General features: G+C 36.9%; 12 protein-coding genes. 8 read left to right on the plus strand and 4 right to left on the minus strand.

Annotation, left to right across the window (positions count from 1 at the left end):
- Positions 1-1,083: 1,083 nt before the first annotated feature.
- The 8 genes from H4J69_RS04260 to H4J69_RS04295 all read left to right on the plus strand — a co-directional run bounded on the left by H4J69_RS04260 (position 1,084) and on the right by H4J69_RS04295 (position 11,215).
- A complete protein-coding gene (locus tag H4J69_RS04260) occupies positions 1,084-2,436 on the plus strand; it encodes a sigma-54 dependent transcriptional regulator (protein WP_182251921.1) in 1,353 nt (450 codons plus the stop codon).
- Positions 2,437-2,492: 56 nt separating this feature from the next.
- Positions 2,493-3,785 (plus strand): PAS domain-containing sensor histidine kinase, encoded by a 1,293-nt coding sequence (locus tag H4J69_RS04265; protein WP_182245020.1) that lies wholly within the window; start codon positions 2,493-2,495, stop codon positions 3,783-3,785.
- A gap of 298 nt (positions 3,786-4,083) precedes the next feature.
- Complete coding sequence (locus tag H4J69_RS04270; protein WP_182214799.1) at positions 4,084-5,337, plus strand: HlyD family secretion protein; 1,254 nt, start codon at positions 4,084-4,086, stop codon at positions 5,335-5,337.
- 69 nt (positions 5,338-5,406) lie between these two features.
- Positions 5,407-6,111: an ABC transporter ATP-binding protein gene (locus tag H4J69_RS04275; RefSeq protein ID WP_182245021.1), complete on the plus strand. Its 705-nt coding sequence runs from the start codon at positions 5,407-5,409 to the stop codon at positions 6,109-6,111.
- On the plus strand, positions 6,108-8,561 hold the full coding sequence (locus H4J69_RS04280; RefSeq protein ID WP_182245022.1) for an ABC transporter permease: 2,454 nt from the start codon (positions 6,108-6,110) through the stop codon (positions 8,559-8,561). Before H4J69_RS04275 ends, H4J69_RS04280 begins: the two co-directional genes overlap by 4 nt.
- Before the next feature lie 273 nt (positions 8,562-8,834).
- Positions 8,835-9,536 carry an ABC transporter ATP-binding protein gene (locus H4J69_RS04285; protein WP_182214793.1) on the plus strand — a complete coding sequence of 234 codons (702 nt, stop codon included), beginning with the start codon at positions 8,835-8,837 and terminating at the stop codon, positions 9,534-9,536.
- Between the two features lie 256 nt (positions 9,537-9,792).
- A complete protein-coding gene (gene epmA / locus H4J69_RS04290) occupies positions 9,793-10,752 on the plus strand; it encodes an elongation factor P--(R)-beta-lysine ligase (protein ID WP_182229883.1) in 960 nt (319 codons plus the stop codon).
- Positions 10,753-10,831: 79 nt separating this feature from the next.
- Entirely contained in the window at positions 10,832-11,215 is a 384-nt protein-coding gene (locus H4J69_RS04295) for a MerC domain-containing protein (protein WP_182214790.1), read from the plus strand.
- A gap of 22 nt (positions 11,216-11,237) precedes the next feature.
- Here the strand turns inward: H4J69_RS04295 and glnG are convergent, their stop codons facing one another.
- From glnG to glnA, 4 genes are all read right to left on the minus strand, one after another.
- Positions 11,238-12,644, minus strand: a complete 1,407-nt coding sequence (gene glnG, locus H4J69_RS04300; RefSeq protein WP_182214788.1) for a nitrogen regulation protein NR(I) — start codon at positions 12,642-12,644, stop codon at positions 11,238-11,240.
- Positions 12,634-13,728 carry a nitrogen regulation protein NR(II) gene (glnL, locus tag H4J69_RS04305; RefSeq protein WP_182214787.1) on the minus strand — a complete coding sequence of 365 codons (1,095 nt, stop codon included), beginning with the start codon at positions 13,726-13,728 and terminating at the stop codon, positions 12,634-12,636. Before glnL ends, glnG begins: the two co-directional genes overlap by 11 nt.
- 76 nt (positions 13,729-13,804) lie before the next feature.
- Complete coding sequence (locus tag H4J69_RS04310) at positions 13,805-14,326, minus strand: DUF4124 domain-containing protein (protein WP_182245023.1); 522 nt, start codon at positions 14,324-14,326, stop codon at positions 13,805-13,807.
- A gap of 112 nt (positions 14,327-14,438) precedes the next feature.
- On the minus strand, positions 14,439-15,845 hold the full coding sequence (glnA, locus tag H4J69_RS04315; RefSeq protein ID WP_070375027.1) for a glutamate--ammonia ligase: 1,407 nt from the start codon (positions 15,843-15,845) through the stop codon (positions 14,439-14,441).
- Positions 15,846-16,169: the final 324 nt, after the last annotated feature.

Here is a 16,169-nt window from a genome sequence, read left to right on the forward strand (position 1 = left end):
CGAACTCAGAAGTGAAACGCAGTAGCGCCGATGGTAGTGTGGGAGTTCCCATGTGAGAGTAGGACATTGCTAGGCTTCTAATTAAGAAAAACCCGTTACTAACGTAACGGGTTTTTTGCTTTCTGACGTTTAAAAAAGACAGCATTTATACCGTAGAGAAGTAGCGCCAACGGTAGTGTGACTCATGTTCGACATGCCCATATGAGAGTAGGACATTCTCCGCTTCTATTTAGGTCGCTCTTTGAACGCGACATTAGTATATCCCTACACGTCAGAAACCCGTAGCTGATGCTACGGGTTTTTTGCTTTCTGGCGTTTAAAAAAGACAAAACCCATAACTAGCATGCACTAATAACAAGGGTAGTGTGACTTATGTTTGACATGCCCATGTGAGAATAGGACATTCTCCGCTTCCAATTAGGTCGCTCTTTGCCATCCTTGGCAACGCGACATTAGTATATCCCTACACGTCAGAAACCCGATTCGAAAGAGTCGGGTTTTTTGCTTTCTGACGTTTAAAAAATACAGCATTTATACCGTAGAGCAGTAGCGCCAACAGTAGTGTGACTTATCTTCGACATGCCCATGTCAGAGTCTGACATTCACCACTTCTCATTAGAAGGGGCAATCTTTAGCATTCTTGCCGCCTAATTGCATTTACCTAAGCCAACCAATTACATTTAACTACGCCACAATATCTTGGCACTATTAAACCTGTTACCTTTTGATAAATTAAACTCTGCTAATACAGACTTCTGCTATAGAACGGTCCTACTTTTCATATCAATTATTACCAATATTATGCTCACGATTTCTAGAGGAAGCGGACATAAGTATTATATTTATACATCAATTTCGCTGCTCAATTTGGGGGGATAACCATAACTATTAGCACTTTATAAATTTTATTAGTAGGTGACTTCGACTAATTTATTTAAGTTGTATTATTTGCTAAGTATAAATTTTTCTCTTATAAGCCAAGTAAAATATGATTAACTTAAAGTAACAATATTTGTCTTGTTCAATAATGATTGGCAACTTATTATATTAATTCATATTGTCAGTGAGTTATTATAAATAGTGATGTCTAAGCCTCAAATACTGGTTGTCGATGACAGCCCTGAAATTCGTTTAAGTGCAGCCTTTATTCTAGAAGACCAAGGTTTTTCGATACTTGAAGCAGAAAATCACCACTATGCCCAAGCAATATTAGCTGACAACAGTGTCGATCTAATTTTACTGGACATGAATTTTTCACTTGATACTACCTCTGGCGAGGAAGGTTTACGTTTCTTAACTTGGTTAAGTAAATCGGATTTTGTTATCCCTGTAATAGCCATGACTGGTTGGTCTAATGTTGACCTTGCTGTAAGTGCTATGCGACTTGGAGCTTGTGACTTTGTTGAAAAGCCATGGAATAATCAACGATTAATCCAAATTATTCGCCAACAGCTAAAAATGTCTGGTCTGCAAGTTCAGAATCAAAAGCTTAAACAGCAGTTAGAGTCTGTTACGGAACAAGATTTTACGTGGCGGTCTGAATCAATGGAGAAATTGTTACACCAAATAGATTCTGTTGCTGCAACTGATGCCAGTATTTTACTAACGGGTGACAACGGTACCGGTAAAAGTCATTTAGCTAAACGTATTCATGAACAATCTAATCGTGCTTTAGATGCATTTATTTCGGTAAATATGGGCGCTATTTCAGAATCTTTATTTGAAAGCGAAATTTTCGGACACAAAAAAGGCGCATTTACAGATGCTAAAGAAAATCGTATTGGTCGTTTTGAACTTGCCAAACACGGTACTCTTTTTTTAGATGAGATTGCTAATATTCCCCACTCGCAACAAGCTAAATTACTTAGAGTATTGGAATCTGGGGAATATGAAGTATTAGGTTCTAGCCAAACACAGATTGCTGATAGTAGAGTTATTTGCGCTACAAATGGTGATATCTCCAAATTAATAAGAGATGGAGATTTTCGTGAAGATCTCTATTTTCGTCTTAATACTATTGAGTTGAGAGTGCCGTCGTTGCAAGAAAGGTTTCAAGATATAGCTCCTCTTGCAAAGCACTTTATGACTCAACATGGTAAAAAATATAAACGTGAAGAATTAAACCTCTCACTTTCAGCAATAAAAGCGTTGGAAGCATATCATTGGCCTGGTAATGTCCGAGAAATGAGTCATTTAATGGAGCGTGCGGTTTTGTTAGCTCAGGGGGATAACTTGGAACCAGAAGATCTACATCTTTCTATGATTAAACAGAACAACAGGTTGCCCATGATGACACTAGAGCAGGCTGAAAAAACTTTAATCGAACAAGCACTCGAGCAAAATCATAATAATGTGCCTAAAGCATCGATAATGCTTGGGTTAACTAAATCATCTATGTACCGCCGACTAGAAAAACACGGTATAAACATTCAGTAGTAGCATTAAAGTTAAAATCGAAATGTTATACCGTCTTAAAATACGAGTCCGATCTTATGAAATTATTTATCTTTAAATCCTTAGAGCAGCTTTTACAAGTTTGTTTTATTACCACGAGTTTTATTATAGTAAGCTTGTGGATGGTTATTGGAATAATTCAGGATTGGACAGCGTTAAATATTGTTTTAACCAGTACTGGAGTTGCTGCAGTTTTTTTCTTATTATTCTCTTATATATATAGTAGAACCATTATTGCTTTTAAACGTGCAAGTATGCATCTTGACGCTGTTCGTAATAATGATTATTGTCAGTATTCGAAACCTGCTTTCACTAAAGGTAAGGTCATAGAGTTTCATCAAGATCTCAAAAATTTGAGTTCTCATTTACAATTACTCAAGTCACGCTACGATCAACATATTTTCCTTGTTTATCGACTTATCGAACAACTTGACAGCCCTATTATGGTCTTTGATGAACGACCTCAACTTACTTATGCCAATACAGCCTTTAATGAATTATTCCCCCAACCGTGGCAGATTTTTAGAAATTCCTCTCCAGGGTTATTAGGTCTTGAATATGTAGATAATAATTGGCGTTTCAAAGAAAAACCACGTGACAATAAATGGCAAATACGCCACAGCGAGTTTATTGATCAAGGTAAAACTCATCATTTAATGGTTTTTGTTAATATTGAATCCGCATTGAGGCAAAGCCAGCTTAGTGCTTGGCAACAGCTTATTCGAGTACTCGGACATGAAATTCGTAATTCATTAACGCCAGTATCTGCATTAGCACAAGGATTAAGTTTAAAAGCAGAGGGTGAAAGAGAAAAAAAAGCCCTAGATGTTATCACCGAACGATGCCAGCACTTGGAAGAATTTGTCAGTAGATATGCTTCTATCACCAAACCATTTCATTTAAATTGCCAAATGATTTCGGTCACTAATATCGCTCAACGTATTCAGAGACTACTTAAAGATATTGATTTTGAAATTGAAATAAAAACAGAAAATTTTTGGGCTGATCCTGCTTTTATTGAACAGGTTTTGTTAAATGTGATTAAAAATGCCGACGAGGCTTCTGAACCTGGAGAGAAAATAAAACTGGTCTTTAGGGAAAAAGGAAACACATCATTAATTGAAGTCGTTGATAACGGTCACGGATTTGCTAATTTAGATAACCTTTTTGTTCCATTGTATTCAACTAAGCAAAATGGTCAGGGTATAGGATTGAGTTTTTGCCGAAATATTATAGAACATCACAAGGGCACCATTGAACTTATAAACAACACTAATGCGTCCGGTGTTACTGTTTCAATATCCCTCCCATTGCCTTCAATTGCATCTTAAAATTTAATTACATCTACTAACTCTACTACAAATATTTATCAGTTATTTTAATCACTGAATCTTTACGTCACTTCTTATTAATTTTTCAATTGTTTTATATTTTACTGATAGAGTAATTTTTTTACCTTTCACTATAACTGGTTCATATTCGGTTCGTTTAGTTCGATAGCGGTCTACTTTATAATAAAATAATGTAAAAACAAATATATGTCATTGATATTGTTACTTAATACTTGTTGGCACGAATTTCGCTATAAGTATTAATTATTAGAAAATATTTATTCAAGGTGTCTCCTAAATGGATGTGAAAAAAGTAAAAACCAAGCAAAGCAAACTCAAATCAATGCCAGTGTACAGTGCTGTTGCGATTTTTTTGCTCGCTGCCCTGACTTGGTATGTGAGTACTCAAACTGGTGGTACTTCGGTTAAGCGTGACGACATGCTTTTTGGCACAGTAAAACATGGTGATTTACAGGTGGAAATCGAAGGATATGGTGCACTACGCAGTGATAAACAGGTACTCATTACTTCACTAACAAGTGCCACAGTTCAGGAAATTGTTCTTAAACCTGGCGCTCTAGTAACAGCGGATAGTATTATTATTCAACTGGCTAATCCTGAATTACAACAACAGGTAGATAGTGCAGTTAGAGAGCTATCTCAACAAAAAGCAAACTTACGACAACTAAAGTTAAATCAAAAACGTGAGATTCTTAACGAAAGTGGCAATTTTGCAGAATTGGAGGCGCGTTACGAAACAGCGAAAGTTAAACTAGAAGCACAGTCTGGTTTGGTTAAATCGGGCATAGTTTCAGTACTTGATTATAAAGAAAGCTTTGTTCAAGAAGCGCAGCTTAATAAGCGTATCAAAATCCATAAACAACGTACTACGGCTCTAAAGTTAGTTAATCAAGAAGCTATAAATATACAGAACGAACAAATAATGCAACAACAAGGGCAGTTAGATATCGCGCAAAACCGACTCGAACGCCTTACCGTAAAAGCGGGTTTTGATGGTGTATTACAACGCCTATCAGTTGAGTTGGGTCAAAGCCTCGCAGCGGGACAAGAAATTGCTCTTATAGGAAGCGTCGAAAATCTTATTGCTTTAGTTAGAGTGCCTCAAAGTAAAGCGCAACAAATATTTATTGGTCAAAAGGCTATTGTTGATACACGTCGAGACAAAATTGTAGGCACCGTTTCACGCATTGATCCCGTCGTAGTAGACAATACCGTTGAAGTTGAAATAGCGTTACCTGATCAACTGCCAGCGAGTGCTCGCCCGCAACTAAGTGTTGATGCCGTTATCATTACAGAGACCTTAGCTAACATCACCTATATGGAACGACCGGTCAACGGTCTAGCTAATTCAAATTCAAGTTTATTCCTACTTGATGATTCAAATAACGCAGCAATAAGAACCAAAGTAGAATTCGGTAAAGAAGCCGGTCGTTACATCCAAATAATTAAAGGAGGCAAAGTTAATGACATTTTTATTGTGTCTGATTTGTCGCTTGTGAAAAATTCAGAGCTGACTATAGACAGCTTTTAAATGCTATTTAGTCAATAACGTTAATTACAAATAATTTAAAAAATTCCCACACATTTAAGGAAAATGAATATGTCTGAAATAAAAATTGAAATGAAGAGTATTAGTAAAATATTTGAAACTGATGATGTTGAAACCCATGCATTAAAAGACGTTGATATTGTTATTCGTGCAGGAGAATATGTTTCTATTGCAGGCCCGTCAGGGTGTGGTAAGTCTACGCTACTTTCTCTATTGGGTTTATTAGATATGTCTAGTTCAGGTTCTTATACAATAGAAGGGCTCGACGTCAGCTCACTCACTCTTGATGAAGCTGCTGCTATTCGTAATGAAAAAATAGGTTTTGTTTTTCAATCATTTAATCTCATTGATGAACTCTCTGTGTTTGATAACGTGGCGTTACCCTTACAATATAAAAAAGAACTTCCAACAGACGAATTTATTAAAGCAAGAGTTGAAGCCTGTTTAAAAATGGTAGAAATGAGCCATAGAGCTGACCATAAACCTAACCAGTTGTCGGGTGGACAGCAACAGCGTATTGCTATTGCTCGTGCATTGGTTGCCGATCCTGCAATATTACTCGTTGATGAGCCAACAGGTAACCTTGATTCACAAAGTGGTGACACTGTAATGGCAGTATTAGCTGAACTCAATAAAAACGGCACGACTATTTGTATGGTTACACATGATGCGCGTTACGCTGACATGGCTAATATTCAACTTAGATTGCTTGATGGGCAAATTGTCAAAGATGAAGCATTAAAGGTGGCAGTATGAGGAAATTAATTCTTCGACATAAACAAGCTTGGGCCAGTCTGAAAAAGAAACCTGGCTTTGTATTAACCGTATTAATGACCATGGGTATTACTTTAGGCGCTTTGCTATGTGCTGTAACATTAAACTATTTGTTATTAGTTGAGCCATTACCTTACCCAGAGCAAGACAGACTTTTTGTCGCTCAACATAAACTTATTGGCGCTGAAAAAGAAACCAAAGGTGTTGCTTATACCTATCCTGGATTAGTGCACTTATACAAGAGTAAAGAAGCATTTGAACAAGCTGCCATCATTATTTATGGGCAAGATGTTATTATTTCTCACAGCAGTCAACCGCTTGTTAATACAGCATATGTAACACCTGAATTGCACCAGATCTTAGCATCTCCAATGGCAATGGGTCGAATGTTTGAAGTAAGTGAAGCAATGGATACTAATAATCCTGTTGCAATGCTTAGCTATAATACTTGGAAGAAAGAGTATAAAAGTAGTGCTGATATTCTTAATCAAAAAATTAACCTTAGTGGTATCAGTTACCGAATTGTTGGCGTTTTATCTGAAAATTTTGTTGAACCTGAACTGAACGGAATTGGACGAGAAACACAAGTTTGGATGCCATGGGACTATAATCAGACAGGTAATGGTCAGAGACAAAGCTTTGGCAATATTAACGGTGGTCTTAAGTTTATTGGTCAATTAAAAAATGATGTGAGTAAAAGCCAAGCAGAACAACTGTTAACTCCCTTAGTAAGTGATCGTTGGCAAGAAGGTGTTGCTGAGATAGGTTTTTTCAAGGGTTGGTCAATTGTTATGATTGTAACCCCAGTTAAAGAAATTATTCTCGGTGACAGTGAATCTATTGCGATAAAGCTGTTAGCGGGTGTGATTGGTTTAGTTTTGATCGCTTGTCTTAACATCACAAATCTGTTTATGGCACGTACGGCCGAAAAGCAACGACAAATGGCTATTCAAGCGGCGATTGGGGCGACTAAAAAACATTTATTTAAAGGCATGCTTGCTGAAACAAGTTTGTTGATGTTTATGTCTATAATCATTGCCTTGGTGCTTGCTAAAGTCGGATTTAGTGTAATGCAACAATATTTGGGTGCTATATTACCTAGGGTTAGCGAGTTATCTATTAACCCGGTAACCTTTGGTAGTGCAGTGTTAATTACCGTTGTATTTGCATTGTTTTTCGCAAAATTAAGTACCAGTATGATTAATTACCGCGCACTAAATACCACATTGCAAAGCAGTGGTAAGGGCAGTGGTTTACAGGTATCTAAAAAAATTCGTCAGGTGTTAATTGCCAGTCAGGTAGCATTAGCAACAGTGTTAGTATTTGCTAATATTAGCTTACTTAAAGATGCGGTTAAAACCATTAATGCACCCATTGGTTTTACAACAAATAACATTTCTACTTTAATTTTAAACTTTTCATCGACAGAATTTCCAACTGAGGAAGAAGCGATTCCAATCATGGCTGAAATAATGGATAAACTTGAAGCACTTCCTCAAGTAGAATCGATTAGTCAGACACGATCACCACTTGATGGCTTTAATGTTAGAGCACTAACCAATGTTAGTAATAATGAAAGGTATACTCCTTATTTCAATGGGATTGATCATACTTATTTTAATATGATTGAGCAGCAGATATTACAGGGTGACAACTTTACTGAAATAGACCGTAAAGATGGCAATAATATTATGATTGTTAACCAAGCCTTTGCTAGGCAGTTGAAAGCTGATAGTGATGTCATTGGTTTGCAAATATCGACAGGTCGCCCTGAGCCATTTAAAATCGTGGGTATTGTAAAAGACATTTCTATTCCTAACGATACACCTATAGGAAGCGACAATGCTGATATAGGAGTTCCAAGAGCTTATATACCCAATAACCTAGGCAACCAAAGCTTTATGCTTAAGGTTAAACCTGGTCAGACTGTTAGTCGTGAACAACTCGGTAAATTATTGTCCTCGGTTGATTCTAGATATTCTGTTTTTAGTTATAAATCTGCTGATGACATTCTAACTCAAAGATTGTTTGCTGAAATTACTACAGCCGTTACTACTGCAGTTTTAGCGAGTTTGGTATTTTTACTGGCAGGCATAGGTTTATATGGAATTTTGAGCTATGGCACTCAACTTAGACGCTTTGAACTTGGCGCTCGCATGGCCATAGGTGCAACACGTAAACACTTGCTTTCAATGATAATTAACGATAATACGAAAGCTGTATTGATTGGTTTTGTCGGTAGTGTCGTATTGTTTGCTATCGCTTACATTGGAATGAGTGAATACATTCAACCATTTATTACTTGGCAAGCATTACCTATGGTAGTGGCTAGTTTAGTCTTGATTATAATGGTTACTTTATTCGCCTGTTACTGGCCTTTAAGGCAATACATTAACAAGCCAGCAATATTTAGTTTGCGTGGTAGTGATTAAGTTCATGACTTTGAATAATGTCATGTTTAAAATTAAAATTTTAGCGTAACTCTATGAATTAATAATACACGTGGACGTGACGCGATTTTATAAAATAAAGGTGGGCATGGCCCACCTTTTTTATTGTTAGTCATTTAGCTAAACTTAATTCGTTTGCCTTAAATTATAGAGTAAGCTGGTAAATACAAAAGCACATTTTTAGCTTAAACTATGATTTATAGACACCTATGATTATCTCTTTATTTCGAAATTACAGGGAGACTAAGCGTTTCAATGACAATACCCATAATTAAAGTGCAAAAATTAGACAAGGTGTTTAGCAACGATGACATGCTAACCCATGCACTGCAAGGCATAGACCTTGAAATCCAACAAGGTGAGTATATTTCAATTTCTGGCCCTTCAGGTTGTGGGAAATCGACTTTACTATCTATTATGGGGCTGCTAGATTTTGCTACTACAGGTAAGCTTTTTTTCGAAGGTGTTGATGTCAGCAACCTCACTTTAGAACAAACTGCTGCAATCAGGAATAAGAAAATTGGCTTTATCTTCCAGCAATTTAACCTGATAGATGAATTAAGCGTATACGACAATATAGCCCTGCCATTACGTTATGCAAAGCAACCTATTAGTGAAGAAGATATAAATAAAAAAGTTGATTACTGCTTGGATGTAGTTGGTATAGCCCCACTGGCCAGGCGTAGGCCCACCCAACTTTCTGGCGGCCAACAGCAGTGTGTTGCTATTGCTCGCGCTCTAGTCGCTGACCCTGCTATTTTATTAGTGGACGAGCCGACGGGGAATCTGGATTCTAAAAGCAGTGACCACGTTATGGCAATACTAGAGGCTTTAAATAATCAAGGGACTACACTTTGTGTTGTTACTCATGACATAGATTATGCTGAAATGGCAAAACGTAAGATCTATCTGCTTGACGGTCAGGTATTAGGTCAAACTCGCTTAAACCACCAGTGAATATTTTAAGTACAATCAAAATATACGACCATTTTATAGGCTATTTGTGAGTTTTTTAAGTATTGAGACTCACCAAGTAACTTACTCAGTGAACGTACATCGCTAACAATTATACGATAGCGTTGAAAAGTTATTCCCCTCTTTTTCAATATAGCGCTTTAGATATTTCTTATAGTTATCTGTCTACTTCTCAGATGATTAGCTTTTCGTATATACTCTATAGAATTATATTTTTTATTCTAAGTAGTGTACGTAAATGAAGTGGGAAGTAGCTAAGTCTAGAGGAAATGTTATTAATGAGATCAGAGATTTTTTTAAAAATAAAAATGTTATCGAAGTTGAAACACCATCACTCTCTATGGGAACAGTAACAGACCCTTACCTTGATGCCTTTAGCACCCAATACAACTATTTAGATAACAGCGATATAAATCAATCTCAACAACTATATTTACAAACTTCACCTGAGTTTCATATGAAACGACTACTTGCTTCAGGTTATGGCTGTATTTTCCAAATCTGTAAAGCATTTCGTCATGAAGATTCAGGCCGTTATCACAACCCTGAGTTCACCCTATTAGAATGGTACCGTATAGGTTTTGATCAACACGATTTAATGGCTGAAGTTGATGAACTATTATCTACAGTCGTAAAAACGCCAAAATCTGAAAAAATATCCTATCAAAATTTATTCATTAAATTCGTCAGTATAGATCCCTTAACAGCAACTTTTAATCAATTATATGAGGTTATCGAGTTACAGGGTAAAGCCGCAGATTGGTTGTATGAATCAGATGATTGTGACTTATTACTACAGTTTATCTTTTCAGAAATTATAGAAAAGAATATTGGCTTATCCCGACCATGCTTTGTCTATAATTTTCCAATTGCGCAAGCTTCTTTAGCTAAAGAGTGTGTTGAAGATAACCGTGTCGCCCAAAGATTTGAATGCTATTTTAAGGGCGTTGAGTTAGCAAATGGCTTTAATGAATTAACAGATGCTGATATTCAAATAACAAGATTTGAACAAGATAACAGTAAACGTCAACAACTAGGACTTGTTACTAAAAATATAGATGAGAACTTTATTAAAGCTCTACAATCAGGGCTACCACAATGTGCGGGAGTAGCTTTAGGTATCGACCGCTTAATGATGATCGCGCTAGAAAAAAGTGCTATTGAGGATGTAATTTCTTTTCCGATAGAACGCGCTTAAAAGTTTTGTGATACTATATCAATTGTGATATTATCCACTTTTAACAGTAATTATTATCTAATTGTAAGGGGAGTATAAAGTGCTTGATCGTATTGGAATAACCGCAACATCACTTTGTGCGCTTCATTGTATCTTATTACCGGTATTGTTACCGGCACTGCCTTTACTAGGATTAAGCTTTTTAGCTGACCATGCATGGGAACATGTATTTTTATTAATGACCGCTGCACTAGGTACTTTAGCCTTGTTTTCCGGTTTTAAAAAATACCATAGAAAATATTACCCTTTCTACTTACTTTTTTTAGGCGTTGGTATTTACTGGATAAAGCATGATTTTTCAGAAGATATTCAGCCATTCTTTATTGTGATTGGCGCAAGTTTGATTGTAGCTGCCCACATCATTAACTTGAAATTATGTAACAGTTGTAAACAGTGTATCAGTGATACATGTGAAAGTAGCTAAACAGCTACCTTCACATACGTCTTTACATATTAAGCTCTTTTAACTTTCTTGTTAGGGTATTTCTTCCCCAACCTAATTTTTTAGCAGCCTCTTGCTTTCTGCCTTGTGTATAATGAAGCGCACGTTCTAATAGTATTTTCTCAAATTCAGGCAAAGCGGTATCAATAATATTGTTATTCCCTTTGGCTAATTGCTCATCAACCCACTCTTGCAACGCAACTGGCCATGATGAAGCTTCTGCAGTAGGGTTTGTTAATGATGTGTTCTCAGCAAGTTCGCTCGGTAAATCATCTAATATAATTTCTTTACCACTTGCCATTACCGTTAAGTAACGACAAATATTTTCAAGCTGACGAACATTTCCTGGCCACGCACATTGCTGTAAATAACTAAGAGTGGCTTTATGTAGGGTTTTTTGTTCAACCTCTAATTCTTTTGCAGCTAAATGTAAAAAATGATTAATAAGCTGTTCAATATCTTCCTTGCGTTCACGTAAACTGGGTAACTGTATTCTAATGACATTTAAACGGTGAAATAGATCTTCACGAAAATCACCATTACTGACTTGAACTTCTAGGTTCTGATGTGTAGCCGCAATGATCCTTACGTCAACTTTAATCGGTGAATGACCACCGACGCGATAAAATTGTCCATCGGCGAGCACACGTAACAAACGTGTTTGAATATCTAAAGGCATATCGCCAATTTCATCAAGAAACAAGGTTCCTTTATGCGCTTGTTCAAAGCGACCCTGTCTTACGGCATTCGCGCCAGTAAACGCACCTTTCTCATGGCCAAATAACTCTGATTCAATTAAATCTTTTGGTATTGCAGCCATATTTAAGGGAATAAAGGGAGCATTCGATCGTGGACTATGCGTATGAAGCGCATGTGCAACGAGCTCTTTACCTGTACCAGACTCGCCATTAATGAGTACACTGATACTCGAACGTGATAGTCGTCCAATTGCCCTGAAAACTTCTTGCATAGCTGGAGCCGCACCAATTATCCCAACAGGATCAGGTGCTACTATAGAATGCTTACGTTTAGCACTTTGTTCTCGAGCATGTGTTAGCGCCCGTTTTGTTAGAGAGATAGCTTCGTCAGTATCAAAAGGTTTAGGTAAGTATTCAAATGCCCCACCTTGATAGGCATTTACAGCACTATCGAGATCAGAATGTGCAGTCATTATGATCACCGGTAGGTTAGGGAAATTCTCACTAACACGGCTAAGTAAAGTCATACCATCAATATTTGGCATCTTTATATCAGAAATTATTATTTCTGGTTGTTGATGCTCTAGGGCGATGAGTAAGTCTTCAGGTTTCTCAAAAGAGGCTACAGATATATTTGCTCCTGATAAGGCTTTTTCCAACACCCAGCGAATAGAACTGTCATCATCTACAATCCAAACTTGCTCAACATTCATTATTATTCTCTTCTTGTAAAGGCAGTAAAATTAAAAACTCAGTATGACCCGGTCGGCTATAGCAAGATAATTTACCCTTGTGCTGTTGCACTAAGGTTTGTGAAATAGACAAGCCTAAACCTGTACCGTTATCGCGTGCAGATACCATAGGGTAAAATAGAGTGTCTTGAATCTTTTTTGGAATACCAGGGCCATTATCAATAACACTGATTTGAACACAGAGCTTTACCCGTCTTCCATTAATGGTTTTATTACTAGCGGCTCTTGTTTTTAGGGTTATGTTACAACCCTCATCAATAATTTGAACGGCGTTGTTAACAATATTCAAAACAGCTTGTTGAAGCTTATCTTGATCAAAACTTATTTCAGGAATAGAGGGGTCATAGTCTCTAATAAATTTAATGTTTTTAGGATTGTTAAAATTAATCAGCTTAAAAACTTTTTCTAAGACAATATGAATATTTTGTTCTGCCATCTGAGGTAATTGATTAGGGCCTAAAAGCTTATCAACCAAATTAGTTAAACGGTCGGCTTGTTCAATAATCATTTCAGTATATTCTTGTTGCTCTTGCGTCAATTCTTTACTTAATAATTGTGCAGCGCCACGAAGACCGCCCAATGGATTCTTAATTTCATGAGCAAGCCCGCGTATCAAATCTCGAGACGACTCCCATTGCTGGTGCTGAAATGCTTCGATACTCATTTGTTTTTGCTGATCAATCTGTTTGAATTCTAAGATAATATGTGGCTGTTTGCTGAATTCAACAGACGAGGCTGTTATTTCCACGGTAATACGGCTGTGATCAAAAAATTCAATGGTGACATCACTGTCACTAAATTCTTGGCCTGAAGTCAGCAGCTGTTCTAAACGTTCCTTTTTAATCGGAGAATTGTAGAAGACTGTTGTTATTGGTAAGTTGCACAGCTTGTTAAAACTCTTAACTAATAGCGCTTCTGCTGCAGGGTTAACATATTTAATCGTTAATTTATTATCTAGCACTACAAGTGCTGTAACCATCTGATTTGGCAGCTTTTGTTGGTAGCTAAATTTTAATTGTTGATCTCTACTGCTGTTGCTAGACATAAAAACCTTTTGCACTGATGTAGTGCGACAAAATAGTAATGTAGTTACATTTGGTGCAAGTTGCAGCAAATGCTACTTAATTTGTGTTATTAACCGATGCTCTATGCATATAAAAGGTTATAGGTTTTGACGATGCAATTATCTTGCCTTTTTCATTAAGTAATTGCATTTTTATGATATGTTCGCCGCGATCTATATTTCGTAGCACAAACATCGAGTGAGATTGCGGAGGTTGATGGGGTTTACCATCTAAAAAAAGTTGAATAGCTAAGCCTTGTTTAAAGATAGGTTTGATACTACCTGCTATGTAAACAGAGCCAGTGTTGTCTCTAACCGTGGCATTTTGTTTAGGTTGGTTGATTTCAACTTGGTAATCATCTTTGATAATTTTTGGTGTTAAATCTAGCATTGAGGTATCAACAGAAGAGGCAGTATTGGGTTCTCTTATTTCAACTTCTTCCGCACCAGTTTGAGGGCTGTCAGAAAAAACTAAGATACCATCATCACTTCTCCAAACATAAATTTTGGTTGCCGTCGCAAAGGTATTACAACTAAGTAATGTGATAATTAAAGTTAATAACAATAAAGAATAACGCAAAAATTTAGCTCAACTTAAGATACTTACCTTAAACTTATATAATTAATCGTCTATTTGCCACAAAAAAGCTCACCGAAGTGAGCTTTTTTTTCATTTAATCATATAGTCGAGATTATACGCTGTAATATAATTCAAACTCTAGTGGATGAGTTGTCATGTTTACGCGTTGTGATTCAGCACGTTTAATAGCAATGTATGCATCAATCATATCTTTATCCATAACACCACCAGCGATTAAGAACTCATAATCAGCTTCTAAGCTTTGTAAAGCATCTTCAAGTGATGTTGCTACTTGTGGAATAGCTGCAGCTTCTTCTGCTGGTAAATCGTATAAATCTTTATCCATCGCATCACCAGGATGAATTTTGTTTTTAATACCATCAAGACCAGCCATTAATAAAGCAGTAAAAGCTAAATATGGGTTTGCTGCTGGATCAGGGAAGCGAGCTTCAATACGCATTGCTTTTGGTGATGGAACAATCGGTATACGAATTGATGCAGAGCGGTTACGTGCAGAATATGCAAGCATTACCGGCGCTTCAAAATGTGGAACTAAACGTTTGTAAGAGTTAGTAGCTGGGTTAGTAAAAGCATTCAATGCTTTAGCATGCTTAATAATACCGCCAATATAATAAAGCGCCATTTCAGATAAGCCGCCGTATTTATCACCAGCGAATAAGTTAACACCGTCTTTAGCAAGTGATTGATGAACATGCATACCAGAGCCGTTGTCGCCAACTAATGGCTTAGGCATAAAAGTCGCTGTTTTACCGTAAGCGTGAGCAACGTTATGAACAACATACTTGTATATTTGAACTTCATCAGCTTTTTTAACTAAGGTATTGAAGCGACATGCAATTTCGTTTTGACCAGCCGTTGCTACTTCATGGTGATGCGCTTCAACAACTAAGCCCATTTCTTCCATAACTAAACACATGGCTGAGCGAATATCTTGTGATGAATCTACAGGAGATGTTGGGAAGTAACCGCCTTTAACGCCTGGACGGTGACCCATATTGCCTTCTTCGTATTCAGTACCTGAATTCCAAGCGGCTTCTTTATCATCAATTTTATAGAAAGAACCACTCATATCAGTACTAAAGCGTACATCATCAAATAAGAAGAATTCTGGCTCAGGACCAATTAATACAGTATCAGCGATACCTGTGCTACGTAAGTACTCTTCAGCGCGTTTAGCAACTGAACGAGGATCACGGCTGTAACCTTGCATTGTACTTGGTTCTAAAATATCACAACGAATATTTAATGTTACTGCATCTGTAAAAGGATCTAATACCGCTGAATCAGCATCAGGCATCATTACCATGTCAGATTCATTAATACCTTTCCAACCTTCAATAGAAGAACCATCGAACATTTTACCGTCTTCAAAAAAGTCTTCATTTACTTGGTGATAAGGAATTGAAACGTGTTGCTCTTTACCTTTTGAATCAGTAAAACGTAGGTCTACAAATTTAACATCGTTGTCTTTGATTAAATCTAATACGGCTTGTGACATGTAAAGTCTCCAGTGTCATTAAAATAAAATACGTTTGCATTTCGCATGATGGGCATAAAGCGAAATTCATGCCAATAGATAAAGCCTTTATATATAAGGTGTTAACTTATTTACTAAAGCCTACTTGCACCACTACTGTGCGTGAGCTGCGCTAAATTGGTGCGCCTGCTGATTGTTGGTGCTTAAGAGTATAACAGGGCATTACGATTCGTGTATGGAGAATTTAATATGAGCTGAAATATTTGTTGCTGTCTTTGTTGACTTCGTTGCTGTATAATTCGCGCCCAATTATAGCCCTATATTCTTTTGATGAAAAAGTCTTGC

This window comes from Colwellia sp. BRX10-9 (genome assembly GCF_014077405.1).
Classification (GTDB): domain Bacteria; phylum Pseudomonadota; class Gammaproteobacteria; order Enterobacterales; family Alteromonadaceae; genus Colwellia_A.

What these genes read in the sequence shown, in the direction of transcription:
- H4J69_RS04260 (WP_182251921.1), top strand. Translation starts at nt 1,084, where the DNA reads ATGTCTAAGCCTCAAATACTGGTTGTCGATGACAGCCCTGAAATTCGT.
- H4J69_RS04265 (WP_182245020.1), top strand. Translation starts at nt 2,493, where the DNA reads ATGAAATTATTTATCTTTAAATCCTTAGAGCAGCTTTTACAAGTTTGT.
- H4J69_RS04270 (WP_182214799.1), top strand. Translation starts at nt 4,084, where the DNA reads ATGGATGTGAAAAAAGTAAAAACCAAGCAAAGCAAACTCAAATCAATG.
- H4J69_RS04275 (WP_182245021.1), top strand. Translation starts at nt 5,407, where the DNA reads ATGTCTGAAATAAAAATTGAAATGAAGAGTATTAGTAAAATATTTGAA.
- H4J69_RS04280 (WP_182245022.1), top strand. Translation starts at nt 6,108, where the DNA reads ATGAGGAAATTAATTCTTCGACATAAACAAGCTTGGGCCAGTCTGAAA.
- H4J69_RS04285 (WP_182214793.1), top strand. Translation starts at nt 8,835, where the DNA reads ATGACAATACCCATAATTAAAGTGCAAAAATTAGACAAGGTGTTTAGC.
- epmA (WP_182229883.1), top strand. Translation starts at nt 9,793, where the DNA reads ATGAAGTGGGAAGTAGCTAAGTCTAGAGGAAATGTTATTAATGAGATC.
- glnG (WP_182214788.1), bottom strand. Translation starts at nt 12,644, where the DNA reads ATGAATGTTGAGCAAGTTTGGATTGTAGATGATGACAGTTCTATTCGC.
- glnL (WP_182214787.1), bottom strand. Translation starts at nt 13,728, where the DNA reads ATGTCTAGCAACAGCAGTAGAGATCAACAATTAAAATTTAGCTACCAA.
- glnA (WP_070375027.1), bottom strand. Translation starts at nt 15,845, where the DNA reads ATGTCACAAGCCGTATTAGATTTAATCAAAGACAACGATGTTAAATTT.